This is a genomic window from Azospirillum brasilense, assembly GCF_003349955.1.
Taxonomy (GTDB): Bacteria; Pseudomonadota; Alphaproteobacteria; order Azospirillales; family Azospirillaceae; genus Azospirillum; species Azospirillum brasilense_B.
On record NZ_QLKQ01000118.1, the window covers coordinates 1 to 14,409 of the forward strand.

Here is a 14,409-nt window from a genome sequence, read left to right on the forward strand (position 1 = left end):
CGCGGATCTTGACGTTGTAATCGACCACCCGCTTGACCGGGACGAGGACCTTCATATCCCACCCTTTTCTTGAATTATGCAGGCGCACCTTCGCCGCTGGCGCCGAATCGGGCAGCTTGTGACAGCGCTGCGACCATAGGAGTTGACGTTTTGGCTGTCAACGCCGCCCACGCCGCAAGCGCGAAGGAGGCGGAATTGCATCAACGGTTTGCACCCGGAACCCAGAGCACGTCCGCCGTTCCGTTCGCGTTCAGTGTCCGGCCCAGCACGAACAGGTGGTCGGACAGGCGGTTGGCGTATTTGACCGCCGCCGGGTTGACCGGCTCCACCTCCGCCAGTTCGGTCATCAGCCGCTCGGCGCGGCGCACCACGGTGCGGGCCAGATGCAGATGCGCCGCCGCCGGCGAGCCGCCGGGCAGGATGAAGGAGGTGAGCGGGGCGAGGTCGGCGTTCATCGCGTCGATCTCCGCCTCCAGCCGGTCGACCTGCGACTCCAGGATGCGCAGCGGCGGGTAGGGCGGGTCCTCCGCCTCCGGCGTGCAGAGGTCGGCGCCCAGGTCGAACAGGTCGTTCTGGATTCGCGCCAGCATGGCGTCGGTTTCCGGCCGGTCCGCGGTGTGCAGCCGGACCAGCCCGATGACGGCGTTCGCCTCGTCCACCGTGCCGTAGGCGGTGACGCGCGGGTCGTGCTTGGGCACGCGGCGCCCGTCGCCGAGCGAGGTCTCGCCGCGGTCCCCGCCGCGGGTGTAGATGCGCGTCAGCTTGACCATGATTCCTGTGGGTGTCCTCAATCAGCCGTGGGTCAGGATGGCGAGCAGGAAGAGCACCAACGCCACCCCCTGGAGCGCGACGCGCATCCGCATCGCCCGGTTCGATTTGCGCGAATCGCCCTGTCCGCCGCGCGCCATGAAAAACAGCCCGGAGAACAGCGACGCCACGACGAGGCCGAGCGCCACGATCAGCAAAAACATGACGAGTCCGTTCATGACGCCATAATACCCCACGGTCCAGGTTACGCCTACACCGGCCAAACCGGTTACACGGGCATTCCGATGCGAGGCGCCTGTTGCGCTGACGCCCGGTCTTCTTACATTGTCGCGGACGACCCGGACGGCGAGAGGAATTCGGTATGCGGCGGCGGAGTTTCCTGAAGGCGGCGGCGGCCACCGGGCTGGCGGCCTCGGCCGGGGCCTTTCTGACGACGCGCCGCGCCGCGGTGGCCCAGCCGTCGGAAGCGCTGGCCGCCTTCCCCGACCGGTTCGTCTGGGGCGCCTCGACCTCCTCCTACCAGATCGAGGGGGCGGTGACCGTCGGCGGGCGCGGCCCCAGCGTGTGGGATACCTTCAGCCATTCCTTCGGCAAGGTGGCCAACGGCGACACCGGCGACGTGGCCTGCGACCATTACAACCGCTACGCCGAGGATGTGGACCTGATGGCGACGGCGGGGATGAACGCCTACCGCTTCTCCGTCGCCTGGCCGCGCGTCCAGCCGACCGGCACCGGCCCGGCCAACGCGGAGGGGCTGGATTTCTACGACCGGCTGACCGACGCGCTGCTCGCCAAGGGCGTCGCGCCCTGGCCCTGCCTGTACCATTGGGACCTGCCCCAGGCGCTCCAGGACCGCGGCGGCTGGACCAACCGCGACATCGCCGGCTGGTTCACCGACTACGCCCAGCTCGTCGCCGCGCGGATCGGCGACCGCGCCAAGCACTGGTCCATGCTGAACGAGCCGTCCGTCCACGCCATCTTCGGCCACGGGCTGGGCGGCCACGCTCCGGGGATGACCGGCAAGGGCAACTATTTCAAGGCGATCCACCATCAGAACCTCGCCCAGGGCATGGCGCTGAAGGCGCTGCGCGCGGCGGGCGGGGCCAAGGGCTGGCAGCTCGGCACCGTGCTGTCGCTCCAGCCGGTCTGGCCGGTCGGCGGGCTGGACGCCAATTACGCCGCCTCGCTGATGTGGGATGCGGTGTGGAACCGCGCCTGCCTCGACCCGCTGCTGCGCGGGGAGTATCCGGAGCTTTTGCGCGACGGCTTCGCCCCGCTGGTCAAGGCCGGCGACCTGGAGGCGATCCGCCAGCCCATCGACTTCCTGGGCATCAACTACTACAGCCGGATGCACCAGCAGCCGGACCCGGCGGGCCTGTTCGGCACCGGCTACGGCTCCCCGCCGGAGGGCACGCCGACGACCGGGATGGGCTGGCCGGTGGAGCCGGACGGCATCGCCGAGATCCTGATTGAGCTGAAGCAGGAATACGGCAACCCGCCGGTCTATGTGATGGAGAACGGCGCCGCCTATCCTGAGCAGACCGGGCCGAAGGGCTTCGTCCAGGACGACGACCGCATCAGCTACCTGCGCCGCCACATGCTGGCCGGGCATCAGGCGCTGGAGGAGGGGGTCGACTTGCGGGGCTGGTTCGTGTGGAGCCTGCTGGACAATTTCGAGTGGGCCGAGGGCTATCAGCGCCGCTTCGGCCTGATCGAGGTGGACCGCCAGACCCTGGAGCGCCGTCCCAAGGCCAGCTACCGCTGGTACGCCGACGTGATCCGCAGGAAGGGCGTTCCGACCTCGGCGTAAGACGCCGCTGTTCGGTGATGGGGACCGCGATCATGGCGCCTGTTGCCGCTGCCCAGCCGACGCGCTTCGCCATCCAGAAGGCGCGCGGCAAGGGCTGGAAGACACTGGAGGTCGGGGAGGATCTCGACCACGCCCGCGCCCGCTTCAACCTGATGGTGCGGGTGAACCCGCGCGCCTATTTCCGCCTGATCCAGCTCGACCACAACGCCGGCGCCGGCGGCGACGGGATCGAATTCAACTGGAAGCTCATCGAACTGCATGATCCCAACCAGGGGGGAGCGGCCGGGACGGGGCGCCCGCCGGCTCCGCCGAGACCGCCGCCGCGCGTTGCGGCCAGGGGCGCGACCAAGGGCGCAACTGCGGCGTCGCTGCGGCGGGAAAGGGTTCCGCTGCCGCTGCGCTTCTACGCCGCGGTGGTGCTGGCAGGGCTGCTGATCGGCGGCCTGCTCTACCTGCGTTACGGCCTGCCGGGGCCGTAAGGACGGCTCAATCCTCGGCGGTGTAGCCCTTGCGCCGCATGCACAGGGCGAAGATTTCCTTGCGGTAGCGGAATTGCGGCGTTTCCGGCAGCGGGCGGTAGGGATAGCCGCGCAACCGCATGGTGTTGTCCACCTGCTCGGTGCACTCGTCGTAGGCGGCGGTCGCCGTGGTTTCCGTGGCCGTCCATTCCCGGTAGGCCGGGGTGCTGCCGCAGGCCGCCAGCATCAGCGTTCCGCCCGCCAGGATCGCGTGTCTCAGAGTCGCCATGCCATGGCCTCCCACAAAACGCCTCGGCCGATCTATACCACGTTTTTGCGCGTGCATCGGTCAACGGATGGGGAATCCGCCGATCCTTCCGGATGCCACCGGCGAAGGGGGGACCTGATGCCGCTGCAACGCAGGCGCACAAAAATCGCGCCCGGGAATTCGCCGCAATCTGGTAACACGATCGCGCATCCACGATAGTGGGCGGGCGATGGTCGGTTGGTGTTTCGGACGGAGGATGGTCATGACGGGTGGTTCGCATCGCGCGCGCCGCGCGGTCGCGTTGGCTGTGGCGGTGCCGGTTCTGGCGGCGGGTCTGCTGGCGGGCGCTCCGGCCCGTGCGCAGTCGACGGCGGACATCCAATGGGCCCAGACCATCCTGAAGGACAAGGGCTACAACATCGGCGGGCGGGCCAACGGCCAGATGCACGCCGAGACGAAGGCGGCGCTCGGCAAGTATCAGGCCGCCCACGGACTGCCGGTGACCCACCAGCTCGACAAGGCGACCATCGCCAAGATGATGGGCGAGCGGGAGGGCAAGGCCCCCGCGACGGTCGGGAACCTCGCCCAGCAGAAGATCGGTGGCGGCGGCCCCGGCCAGGCGCCGCGCGAGCCGCAGCGCGAGGTGGTGCCCCGCGCCGCTCCCACCCAGCGAATCGACAGCGGGACAGGCAGTGTCGGCGGCGGTGCCCAGTTCAGCGCCGGGCCGCCGGTGACCAGCGGCAGCCCTTCGTCGGGCGGCCCGTCCGGCGCCTTCGCTTCCGCGGCCCCCAGCGCGTCCGCCACGGCGTCCTCTCAGGGGCAGGGGCCGGTGCCCCAGGCCGCGCCGCGGGCCAGCGTCACCGCAACCACCCCGTCCGGTCAGCCGGTCCCGGTGGTCGAACCGGCGGCTGACGGCGGGTCGATGCTGCCGGGCTGGGCCGCCAACGGCGCCCGCTATGGGGTAATGGGGGTGATCGGGGCGACGGTGCTCGGGATCGGCTTCGCGTGGTGGCGCAGCGGGCGGGCCAACGCCCCGCGGCCGTCGCCGCGCGACGACGGCCCGCGCGAGCAGCGCCGCGAGCCGAGCTTCGGCAGCGGCCGCCGCCGCGAGGAGCTGACCACCGGCGCCTTGCCGCCGCTCAGCAGCGGCGGGCGTGGACGGCGGTAGGCGGCCCGCCGGCTCAGGCCATCCCTCCGTTCAGGCCCTCCGTTCGGGTCCGCGTTCAGGCCATTTGCGACATCGGGCACATGGCGTTGCCGCAGCCCGACGGGTTGCAGGTGGGCATCGGCGCGGGCGACGGCTTCGACGCGCCGATACGCGGCGCCATGATCGCCTTCGACACCTCGGTCCCGCCGCAGGACGGGCAGGACAGGCCGCCGGCCTTTTGGGTGTCGTAATCGGCCATGCTCCTGAACCACTGTTCGAATTCATGGCCGCAGGCGCAGCGCAGGGCGTACAGGATCATCGCGGGGTTCCCGGGGTGGATGGGCAACGGATCGGCGGCGACCATGGCCGAGCTTAGCCGTTGCCCGCGATGAGGTGGATCAAACCGCCGCGCTCCGGTCCCATGAGCGGGTTCACTGCGGTCGTTCGGACAGGGCGACGCCCTCCGCGCTGGGATAGACCGATAGCAGCCGCATCGGCTTGTCGCCCAGGTTGCGGCCGCTGTGCCACGCCGCTTGCTCGATGTAGGAATCGCCGGCCTTGTAGACTTGCGTCGGCATGCTGTCGCTGGCGATGGTCAACTCGCCCTCCAGGATGTAGATGAACGGCGAGACGGCGTGCCGGTGGCGGATGATCTCGCCGCCGGGCGGCAGCTCGACCAGCCGCGCCGTCACCAGCGGTGTTCCCTCCGGGTAGGCGAAGGCCTTGCCGTCCGCCGTGGCGGTGGCCTGAAGCAGGGTCTTGACGATCGGCCCCGGTGCTGCCGCGGGCTTGTCCTGCGCCGAGGCCGCGCTGGCCAAGGCGATGAGCGCCGTGGCGGCAAGGGCGGCGCGCTGGATGGCCGCCGTCCGCAAACAGGTTCCTACGATCATCGCGGGCGCTCCATGCCGTGGTTTCGAAAAGGCACCGGCTGCCTATCCGTGGCGGCGCGTCGAAAATGGAGAATAACAGCGATGGAACGCAACCAATTGTCGCGGCCTGCGGCGAAGTGTGGCATCCCGGTGCCGTGAAACCTCAGCGGTGGGTCGTCACCCCCACCTGCCGGCACATGGACAGCATGGCGCAGGTGGAGCAGCGCGGGCGGTCGCCGGTGCAGATCCATTTGCCGAAGGGCACCAGCCGCTCGTTGATCTCCACCCAGTAATGGCGGGGCAGCAGTTCCATCAGCGCGACCATGGTGCGCTCCGGCGTCGGGGCGGCGACGAAGCCCCAGCGGTTGACGATCCGGTGCACGTGCACGTCCACCGCCACCGCCGGTATCCCGAAGCCGACCGCCAGGGTCAGCGCCGCGATCTTCGGGCCGACCCCGTGAAAGGCCATCAGGGCGTCCGGCGTGTCGGGAACCTCGCCGCCATGCTCCGTGATGATGCGGCGGGACAGCACCCGGATATCACGGGCCTTCGGTTCCGGAAAGGTCGCGCCGTCGAGCAGGCGGGTCAGCGCCTCCGGCGTCAGGGCGACCATCTGTTGCGGCGTGCGCGCCACGGCGAACAGCCGCTCGCACACCAGGATGGTGGTCTCATCGCGCGTCCGCGCGGAGATCAGGCTGCCGACCAATTGTTCGAAGGGGCTGCCATAGCCGCGGTCGCGCAACGCGAACATGGCCGCCTTCGGGCGTCCGGCCACGGCCAGGCGCAGGCGCCGGAACGCCTCGTCTATGTCGAAGGGCGCCTTGTCGGCGAGAGGGGGCGCGGGGCGCGGAGGCATGGTCGGTCGCTGGCGTGGTGAAGGGAGCCACACCGAAACAGCGGGCAGGGCCGGGTTGCTCCCCATTCCCCTTTGCAGCACAACGCGATTTCTGCAGATTAGAGATAACTAAAATAAAATGGGATTTGGAGCCGTGATGATGCAGGATTGGCCGCGGATGGCGAAGGCCATGTCTGGCGCAGTGTGGGAGTTGCGTGGGGCGCTCCCGAAGTGACGGAGGGCTTCTCCGCCAGCCTGAACTCCGTTGATCCGTGGCGGGACTGCTTCATCACAAAAATCATAAACGAAATCAGCACCTTAACCGATCCCACGCCCCCTCGGCTTCAGCTTCAGGGGTGGTGAATTTTCCGGGTAGGTCCGTATTCGCTCGCATGCCTTCTATGAACCAGGGACCGGATCGTGTGCGTCTTTCCTGAACCTTCAATCATCACGACGCATCTGTGGACTGCCACCGGTCACAAACTGTTTAGATTTCCGTTCTACACTCTCCTTGGTAGCGCTTAATGGGATGCGCTCGTCTCTCGTGTGCGAGGTCGGTATGAGGATTGTTTGGATTGTCGTCTTTTTGGTCGCGGGATTCGCTTCTGCTGGTACGATAGCCGACCTTTCGCACGCTCAGAGCGCCCCTCAACAGGCTGCTGCTGCAGCGATGGGCCTCGTGGGTGTTGTCGCGCCATATGTTCTGGCCCGCTGTCTTGAAAAGATCTTCTCGCCGAGCACTCGGACGGTGGAGGTCGTGAACTGGCCCCAACCTATTCCGGCGCCTTCATCTGAGTTGTTCCATGGGCGCGTCGCCGAGCGCGTTTGACCTCCCGCGTAGTCGAGAGAGCGAAGGAAACGAACTGCGTTTGGTATGGGGGATGGCGCTAATCGCCAGCCGCTAAGCCCATGTGGTTGAGGTGAGGGAGGGTGAGGGGGATGGACCCGCGCGAGATGATAGTGGTGCCTAAGGCGATGTCCAAAAGTACGGCATGGTCAACAGCCGACCTCCCGCCCCGATACTCGGTATTTCCAAAGTCTCAGAAAATGCCGCCTGGGTGGGAATGGAAGTCCGCAAGCGCCGTCTCGCCAGTCGGAACAGAGTTCTTGTTGCTGGTTAAGGCTCGCCCCGGAATGGATAAATGGAGCGCCATGCTCGTTCTGGAAGCTCCCCATGGTCGTGGCGTCATCGCGTGCTTAGAGCAACATGGGGCCTCTGGTGAGGGCATCCATATTCATGCCGATTGCGACGGTGATCTGTTGGTTGTTGGTCCAGAGTCAATTCAGGCATGCCACGCGGGGAGATTGCCAACCAATCCAACAGGGGCGCGCCGAATGACCCCATGGACACGCGAGTCGTTCTGGGATTATGCATGCAAAACCTTCCGAATTAAGCAGCCCATTCCACGCCAAGCCACCATGTTAGACCTATGGTAGCCGAGTCACTGAAAACCGCACTCTGCCGGCACTTCTGCGCGGACATCCTTATCAAGGAAACCGCAGATGGGCTAGCCGTGTCTGCTAGCGGCTTCGGGGGCGATGGTGGGGATCGTATCTGTTTCCTGATTGTGGATGTTGGAGAAAGCCACTACCTCGCTGACGACGGGGATTTCCTCGCCACGCTTGACGCGAGTGGGATGGACATCGCTTCGGGTACGCGCAGGCAGTTCATTGATGGCATTTTGCGTTCTGCAGGCGCTTGGTGGGATAGCGATACCTTCGTCATCCGGACAGATGTACGCGAAGGTCCTGCCGTCGCGGGCGAGCTGATCATGTTCATGACTGCGCTGGTGCGCGTGCGCGATGTGCGGTTCTGGACACGAGAGACGGTGCGGTCAACGTTCAAAGAGGACGTCACCGCGGCGATCCAGACGGAATTGTCAAGCGTTGCCAATATCAACGTTGGGGCGCCAGTCGACGCTGATCTGAAGGAATTCCCGGCTGACGTGGTGTTGGTCCCCAAGGGCGGCGGCGGTCGAACTGCTGTATATCTTGTTAATACCAATGATGGACTCAGTGAGGCCCTGGCACTGTGGCAAGAGGCGCGTCGCCTTAATAGGCCAGACATTAAGGTCATGGCGATCATGGAAGATGAGCAAAACGTCGCGCTTAATAAACGTAAGCTCCAGAGAACATTGAACCGCATAGATAACGCAGCTTACTTCCGGGGGGATGAAAAGGCAGTTATCGAACGGCTGCGGATTACGGCTGGGTTACAGGTCTTAAGAGCATAGTCAGGGCGCCTTTGGGCGCCCTGCGCGTTTCCGGCCGGCGCGCTGCCGAGCTGTCGCTCAGCCGCGATAGCCATCTTGCAGCAAGCTCTTTCCTGCCTCGGCGTGGCCGTCCTGAAGTACTCCATCACGTAGACCCGGACGGCGGTGGACAGGCTGTTGGTGTCCAGGGCCTTCACCCGTTCGGCGAGGCGGGTGCACAGCGCGCTGACCGTTAGGCTCTTCCTCTGCGTGATCTCCGCCAGCGCATCCCAGAAGGCCGGCTCCAGCCGCATGCTGGTCGGCTCCCCGGCGACGCAGACGTTCCTGACCTTCTTCGGCATGGCATCCCACCGTACGCGACGGTGCATTCTTATGTGTGCACAGTCACGGAGTTCGGGCCGGAAAACATGTAATGAACTTCACATAGAGCATAGATGGGTATGCTGCGGGGCTATGAGGCGACAGAGGGGCAGGCACCAGCCGACCCGACCGATCCGGCGCGCCCGGCCTGTACTGCGCATCGAGTCGTGACTGCGCCGGAGGGGATAGCCCTACCTCCCCATGCACCATACTGATGCAGCCGGCTTGTATGTGCCCTGCGCGGAGCAAGTTTATGTCAGCGACAATTGTCGCTCAAGCCGGAAGCCCGAGTCGCCTCCCTAGAACAAAAAATGAACGCGGCGCCGTCGCCGTGTTGCATCTACGTTGCACGGAATTTTTGGCAAGGCTTGTAAGCCGTTGATTCCTCAGTGAATCGGTTTGCAACCCCATGCAACACAAAACCCCGCCTTTGGGCGGGGTTTTGTGCCTGAATTCTCAGGGAATTAGGTGGCTGGGGCGCCAGGATTCGAACCTGGGAATGGCGGTACCAAAAACCGCTGCCTTACCGCTTGGCGACGCCCCAACCGAACGGCGCGATCCACGCCGGAAGGGTCGGGACCATAAGCGGAAACCCGACCCGATTGCAACAGCTTCGTTGACCCTTACCGCCCCTCGCGGCGCCATGCCATCAACAGCGCTCCCAGGGCCAGGGCCAGCACCGCGGCCACGGGAAGCAACGGCACCTCCGACACCCCCGTCACCGTGAAATCGCCGTTGGCGCGCAGGCCGATCCAGTCGTTGCCGGTCTGGGTCCGGTCGGGGCGGGTGCGGCGCACGTCGATGCCGGGGCGGACGCCGCCCTCCGTGTCGGAAATCCAATGCACGCCGCCTCCGGTCTCCTCGGCAACGCCCGACAGGCGGTCGCCGGTGGAGCGCACGTCGGCCAGTTCCGGCGGGTTGACGGCGCCCACCACGGCCAGGGCCGTGCGCTCGCCGTCGGTGATGCGGTAGATGCCCGGCTCGCCGGCGACCACGGTGGCGCTGGCGCGGCCCGTGCGGTCCTCGGTCATCTCCAGCGTCCGGGTCTCATCGGACGGGGTGGTGAGGGTGATGCTGCGCGGGTCGGGCTCCAGGGAACGGCGCTCTACCGTGATGCGGTTGCCGTCCACATGGGCGCGCAGGTCGTTCTCCTCCAGCTCCGGCTCCTTCATCAGCCAGTGGGCGAGGCGGCGCAGAAGCTCGGCCTGCGGGCCGCCGCCCTCGAAGCCGCGGCTCCACAGCCACATCTGGTCGGACGCCAGCTGCGCCACCCGGCCCTTGCCGACGCGGTCGAGGATCAGCAGCGGCCGGTCGTCGGCGCCGTTCATCACCACCGCGCCGTTGCCCGGCACGACCTCCACCTGATGGAACCAGCGGCCCCAGCTCGGCTCGCCGTCCGGGCGGTCGCCGGGCAGGCCGGCGGTCACCGGGTGGCGGCGGCCGACCTCCGTCACGGTCGGCTTGAAGGGACGGTCGATGGCCTGTCCGGTCGGCTCCGCCGGCATCACCTGCCCAAGCGGCGTGCGGAACAGCGACAGCGGCGTGGCGTAGCCCTGGCCGGAGGCCTCCAGCAGGGCGCCGCCCTTCTGCACATATTCGGCGATGTTCTCCAGATACATCTGCGGCAGCACGCCGCGTCGGCGGTAGCGGTCGAAGATGATCAGGTCGAACTCGTCCAGCTTGATCTCGAACAGCTCGCGGATCGGGAAGGCGATCAGCGACAGCTCGCGGATCGGCGTGCCGTCCTGCTTCTCCGGCGGGCGCAGGATGGTGAAGTGGACGAGATCGACCGACGGGTCGGCCTTCAGCAGGTTGCGCCACGTCCGCTCGCCGGCGTGCGGCTCGCCGGACACCAGCAGGACGCGCAGGCGGTCGCGCACCCCGTTCACCACCACGGCGGTGCGGTTGTTGGCGAGCGTCAGCTCCTGCCGCGCCGCCTCGACCTCCATCTCCAGCACGTTCTGGCCGCCGTGGTTCACCGGCAACTCCATGCGGAAGTCCTGGCCGACCGGCACGCGGATGGTGCGCGGCGGTCCGCCGTCCTGGCGCAGCGTCACCGCCGCGTCGGCCGACTGGCGGCGCGGCATGTCGTCGACCCGGATGGTCAGCTCCACCGGCTTGCCGACGAGTCCGTAGGCTGGCGCCTGGACGATGGCCAGACGGCGGTCACCCTCGTCGCGGTTGCCGGTCAGCAGCGTGTGCACCGGGCCGATCTCGGCCAGCCGGGCGAGGTTCTCCGGAACGTCGTGGACCTGCCCGTCGGTGATCAGCACCGCCCCGGCCATGCGGCGGCGCGGCACGTCGGCCATGGCGCGGTTCAGCGCGTCGAACAGGTGAGTCTCGTTGATGGCGGAGGCGCCGGACTCGGCGTCCCCGGCGCGGACCACCCGCAGCTCCAGGTCGTCGAAGGCCTTCAGCCGCTCGGTCAGCCGCTCCAACTCGGCCTCGGCGCGGGCGCGGCGGTCGCCGATGTTCTGGCTGGGCGAGGCGTCGAGCACGACGACGGCCACGTCCTTGATCGGCTCCCGCTTCTCCTGCACCAGCGACGGGTTGATCAGCGCCAGCACCAGCACCGCCACCGCCAGGGCGCGCAGCCAGACGCCGCGCGCCCGGCGGAAGACGGCCAGCGCCAGGATCGCCAGCGCCACCACGAACAGCGGCACGAGGAAGACCCAGGGGAGTAGCGGCGCCAGGGCGATGGAGGTTCCGTCAAGCAGGGTCACTGGCCGAGCCTCTCAAGGATCGCGGGCACATGGACCTGATCGGCCTTGTAGTTGCCGGTCAGCGCGTACATGACGAGGTTGACGCCGAAGCGGTAGGCCATCTCGCGCTGCCGCTCCCCGCCGGGGACGACGGCGTACAGGGGCTGGCCGTTGCGGTTCGCCGCCCAGGCGGCGGCCCAGTCGTTGCCGCCGATCAGCACCGGGGACACGCCGTCGTTGGCGCGACCCTCGCGCGCCTCGATCCACAAATTGCCGCCGTTGTAGCGGCCGGGGAAATCGTTCAGCAGGTAGAAGGACTTGGTCAGCACATGGTCGGGCGGGACCAGGGCCAGCGGCGGGATGTCCAGCCCCTGCACCATGCCCTGGAGCGCCTGGTTGCCGCCGACGGCGCCCGCCGACTGGTCGCGCGTGTCGAACAGGATGGTGCCGCCGTTGCGCATGTACTCGTTCAGCCGGGCGCGGGCATGGTCGCTCAGCGCGCGCTGCCCGCCGGACACCGGCCAGTAGAGCAGGGGGTAGAAGGCCAGCTCGTCGCTTTCCGGATCGACGCCCACCGCCCCGGCGGCCTCCACCGCGGTGCGGCGGGTCAGCACATCCACGAGGCTTTCCAGCCCGGCGCGCGAGGTGTCGTCCACGGTGCCGTCCCCGGTGCGCACATAGGCGAGGTAGGTCTCCGCCGTCACCTTGGTCGACTGCGCGTCGTCGGCGCGGGCGGGGGACCAGGGCGCCGCGGCCATGGGGAGCGCCGCGCCCAGCGTCAGCAGGACCGCGGCGGCGGCCCCGGCGCGGCGGCGCTTGCCGCCGCCCTTGCCGCCCAATCGCCAGCCGCCGAGCAGACCGCGCAGCATCAGGGCGATCAAGAGGTCGATCATGGCGAGCGTCAGCGCGATGCCGAGCAGCGCCGGCTTCAGCGCCACCTCGCCCCGCGTGCCGTAGGAGCCGCGGGCGACCCCGCCGGGCATGGCGCCCAACGGCTCGATCCGGGTCAGCGTGGCGGTCAGGTTCAGGGCGCGGCGGGCCTCCTCCGTGCCGTAGAAGCCCGGCGGGTGGCGCGGGCCGAGCACATCGGCCCCGGCATCCCCGGCGATGGGGAAGGCGGCGGCCGGCGGCGGCACCAGCCGGCCGAAGCCGTCCAGCACCTCCAGCGGCTCCAGCGTGCCGCCATGGGCGCCCCCGGCGACACCGCCGCTCAGAGTCACCAGACGGCGCAGCATGTCGACGAACAGGCCGGACATCGGCAGGTTGGACCATTCCGGGCTGGCGGTGGTGTGGACGAGCACGATGTAGCCGTCTCCGCGCTTTTCCGAGGTGACCAGGGGCGTGCCGTCCTGGAGCCGTGCCCAGGTGCGGTCGGCGAGGTCCAGCGCCGGCTCGGCCAGCACCTGCCGCGAGACGGCGACATCGTCGGGGATGTGCAGGCCGGCGAAGGGGCTGCGGCCGTCGAAGGGCTGGAGCTTTGCCGGCTCCGACCAGGACAGGGCGCCGCCCAGCGCCCGGTCGCCCAGACGCAGCCGCACCGGGACCAGACGGTCGGGATTCTGGGCCAGCCGCGGCCCGGCGAAGCGCAGCAGGACGCCGCCCTTGCGAACCCAGTCCTCAATGGTCTGGGCCTCCTGCCCGGTCAGGGCGCCGATGTCCGAGAGGACCAGCACGGCGAGGTCGCGTTTGAGAAGCTCGTCCGGCTCGCCGCGGCGCACCTCGTTGTAGGGGGCCAGCGCCCGCTCCAGATAGTGCAGGTCCGACAGCAGCGGCTGGTTCTCGCCGTTGGCGCGGCCCGAGGCCAGCCCGACCGGGCGGCGGCGCCAGCGCTCGTCGAGCAGGACGGTGGCCCCGGCGGTGGTGTCGTTCTCCACGCGCAGGCTGGCGGCGTCGTTGCGCAGCTCCGCCGGTACCTCGAAACGGACCTCGCGGGTGAGCTGGCCGGCATCGAAGGTGACGGGCTGGCGGGTCAGCAGGCGGCCGTCGGCCCCGGACAGGCGCACGGTGACGCTGTCCGGGCGGGAGGCGTCGGCGCGCACCACGCGGGCCGTCAGGCCGGCGCCCTCCGACGACGGGGGAAGCAGCAGGTGCGGCGGCTTCTCCGCGGAATCGTCGAGGATCTCCAGGGAGCCCATGCGCTGCAGCATCTCGGCGAGGCCGCGGGCGGTGCGGTCGCCGATGCCGTCCGACAGCCAGACGGTGTGGGCGGAGCCCCGCGCGGCGAGCCCGCGCACCGCCTCCAGCGCGCCGGCGCGGTCGGTCGGCCAGGGGTGCGGCTCCAGCGCCTGGATCAGGCGGCGGGCTTCCGAGGCGGGCAGGGGCGGGCTGGCCTTCACCGCCTCGCCGCCGGCGGGCCGGGCGGTCGGCAGCAGGACGACCGGTCGGTTCTGCCGCTCCGCCTGCGACACCAGCTCCTCCATGGCGGCGCGGCGGCTCGTCCAGTCGCGTCCCGACGCCCAGCCGTTGTCGACCAGAAGCAGCAGCGGCCCGCTGCCCGGCAGGGCGGCGCGCGGGTTCAGCAGCGGCCCGGCGAGCGCCAGGATCAGCAGCGCGGCGACGATCAGGCGCAGGATCAGCAGCCACAGCGGGGTTCGGGCGGGGGTCTCCTCCCGCGCCGTCAGGTCGCGCAGCAGCCGGATGGCGGGGAAGCGCACCACCCGCGGAGCCGGCGGCGTGACGCGCAGCAGCCACCACAGCACCGGCAGGACGGCCAGGGCGGCCAGCACCCACGGAACGGCAAAGGCGATCGGTCCGAAACCCAGCATCGGCGTCTACGCTGTTGGAGGATGGGGAATGGAGTGCGAGGGCTTTGCCCCCTCCCTAACCCTCCCCCGCTCTCGGCGGACCAAAGGTCCGCCTGTCGCGTCAGCGCAAACCATAGGTTTGCGCGTGAGCTTCGCAGGGGAGGGGATTTTGCGTACTGGCCCTCCCCTGCGAAGCGGGGGAGGGAGGGACCCGCGAAGCGGGAGGGTGGGGGCA

General features: G+C 68.6%; 13 protein-coding genes and 1 tRNA gene. 4 read left to right on the forward strand and 10 right to left on the reverse strand.

Features of this window, described 5'->3' with window-relative positions; translation table 11 throughout:
- Window positions 1-200: 200 nt before the first annotated feature.
- Together DXK32_RS30145 and DXK32_RS30150 are read right to left on the reverse strand one after the other, a co-directional pair.
- Window positions 201-770, reverse strand: coding sequence for a cob(I)yrinic acid a,c-diamide adenosyltransferase (locus DXK32_RS30145; protein WP_114861870.1), 570 nt, complete (start codon window positions 768-770; stop codon window positions 201-203).
- A gap of 21 nt (window positions 771-791) precedes the next feature.
- Window positions 792-971 (reverse strand): twin transmembrane helix small protein, encoded by a 180-nt coding sequence (locus tag DXK32_RS30150; protein ID WP_246472789.1) that lies wholly within the window; start codon window positions 969-971, stop codon window positions 792-794.
- Window positions 972-1,129: 158 nt separating this feature from the next.
- On the opposite strand from DXK32_RS30150, the gene DXK32_RS30155 reads away from it, so the two are divergent.
- Together DXK32_RS30155 and DXK32_RS30160 are read left to right on the forward strand one after the other, a co-directional pair.
- On the forward strand, window positions 1,130-2,578 hold the full coding sequence (locus DXK32_RS30155; protein ID WP_114861871.1) for a GH1 family beta-glucosidase: 1,449 nt from the start codon (window positions 1,130-1,132) through the stop codon (window positions 2,576-2,578).
- A gap of 32 nt (window positions 2,579-2,610) precedes the next feature.
- Window positions 2,611-3,057 carry a hypothetical protein gene (locus DXK32_RS30160; RefSeq protein WP_114861880.1) on the forward strand — a complete coding sequence of 149 codons (447 nt, stop codon included), beginning with the start codon at window positions 2,611-2,613 and terminating at the stop codon, window positions 3,055-3,057.
- 7 nt (window positions 3,058-3,064) lie between these two features.
- Here the strand turns inward: DXK32_RS30160 and DXK32_RS30165 are convergent, their stop codons facing one another.
- Complete coding sequence (locus DXK32_RS30165) at window positions 3,065-3,325, reverse strand: hypothetical protein (RefSeq protein ID WP_114861872.1); 261 nt, start codon at window positions 3,323-3,325, stop codon at window positions 3,065-3,067.
- A gap of 241 nt (window positions 3,326-3,566) precedes the next feature.
- On the opposite strand from DXK32_RS30165, the gene DXK32_RS30170 reads away from it, so the two are divergent.
- Window positions 3,567-4,472 carry a peptidoglycan-binding domain-containing protein gene (locus DXK32_RS30170; RefSeq protein ID WP_114861873.1) on the forward strand — a complete coding sequence of 302 codons (906 nt, stop codon included), beginning with the start codon at window positions 3,567-3,569 and terminating at the stop codon, window positions 4,470-4,472.
- A gap of 55 nt (window positions 4,473-4,527) precedes the next feature.
- Here the strand turns inward: DXK32_RS30170 and DXK32_RS30175 are convergent, their stop codons facing one another.
- From DXK32_RS30175 to DXK32_RS30185, 3 genes are all read right to left on the reverse strand, one after another.
- Entirely contained in the window at window positions 4,528-4,770 is a 243-nt protein-coding gene (locus tag DXK32_RS30175) for a DUF1178 family protein (RefSeq protein WP_114861881.1), read from the reverse strand.
- A gap of 112 nt (window positions 4,771-4,882) precedes the next feature.
- Window positions 4,883-5,341, reverse strand: a complete 459-nt coding sequence (locus DXK32_RS30180; RefSeq protein ID WP_114861874.1) for a cupin domain-containing protein — start codon at window positions 5,339-5,341, stop codon at window positions 4,883-4,885.
- Between the two features lie 142 nt (window positions 5,342-5,483).
- Entirely contained in the window at window positions 5,484-6,176 is a 693-nt protein-coding gene (locus DXK32_RS30185) for an endonuclease III domain-containing protein (protein ID WP_114861875.1), read from the reverse strand.
- A 1,409-nt stretch (window positions 6,177-7,585) separates the two neighbouring features.
- On the opposite strand from DXK32_RS30185, the gene DXK32_RS30190 reads away from it, so the two are divergent.
- Window positions 7,586-8,389 carry a DUF1828 domain-containing protein gene (locus DXK32_RS30190; protein ID WP_114861876.1) on the forward strand — a complete coding sequence of 268 codons (804 nt, stop codon included), beginning with the start codon at window positions 7,586-7,588 and terminating at the stop codon, window positions 8,387-8,389.
- Here the strand turns inward: DXK32_RS30190 and DXK32_RS30195 are convergent.
- The 4 genes from DXK32_RS30195 to DXK32_RS30210 form a co-directional block, all read right to left on the reverse strand.
- Window positions 8,314-8,736: a ribbon-helix-helix domain-containing protein gene (locus DXK32_RS30195; protein ID WP_348981612.1), complete on the reverse strand. Its 423-nt coding sequence runs from the start codon at window positions 8,734-8,736 to the stop codon at window positions 8,314-8,316. The two genes, DXK32_RS30190 and DXK32_RS30195, sit on opposite strands and share 76 nt — an antisense overlap.
- Window positions 8,737-9,197: 461 nt before the next feature.
- A tRNA-Gln gene (locus tag DXK32_RS30200) sits at window positions 9,198-9,272 on the reverse strand.
- A gap of 79 nt (window positions 9,273-9,351) precedes the next feature.
- Window positions 9,352-11,451 carry a glutamine amidotransferase gene (locus DXK32_RS30205; RefSeq protein ID WP_114861878.1) on the reverse strand — a complete coding sequence of 700 codons (2,100 nt, stop codon included), beginning with the start codon at window positions 11,449-11,451 and terminating at the stop codon, window positions 9,352-9,354.
- Window positions 11,448-14,195 (reverse strand): DUF4159 domain-containing protein, encoded by a 2,748-nt coding sequence (locus tag DXK32_RS30210; RefSeq protein ID WP_114861879.1) that lies wholly within the window; start codon window positions 14,193-14,195, stop codon window positions 11,448-11,450. Before DXK32_RS30210 ends, DXK32_RS30205 begins: the two co-directional genes overlap by 4 nt.
- Between the last annotated feature and the right edge of the window lie 214 nt (window positions 14,196-14,409).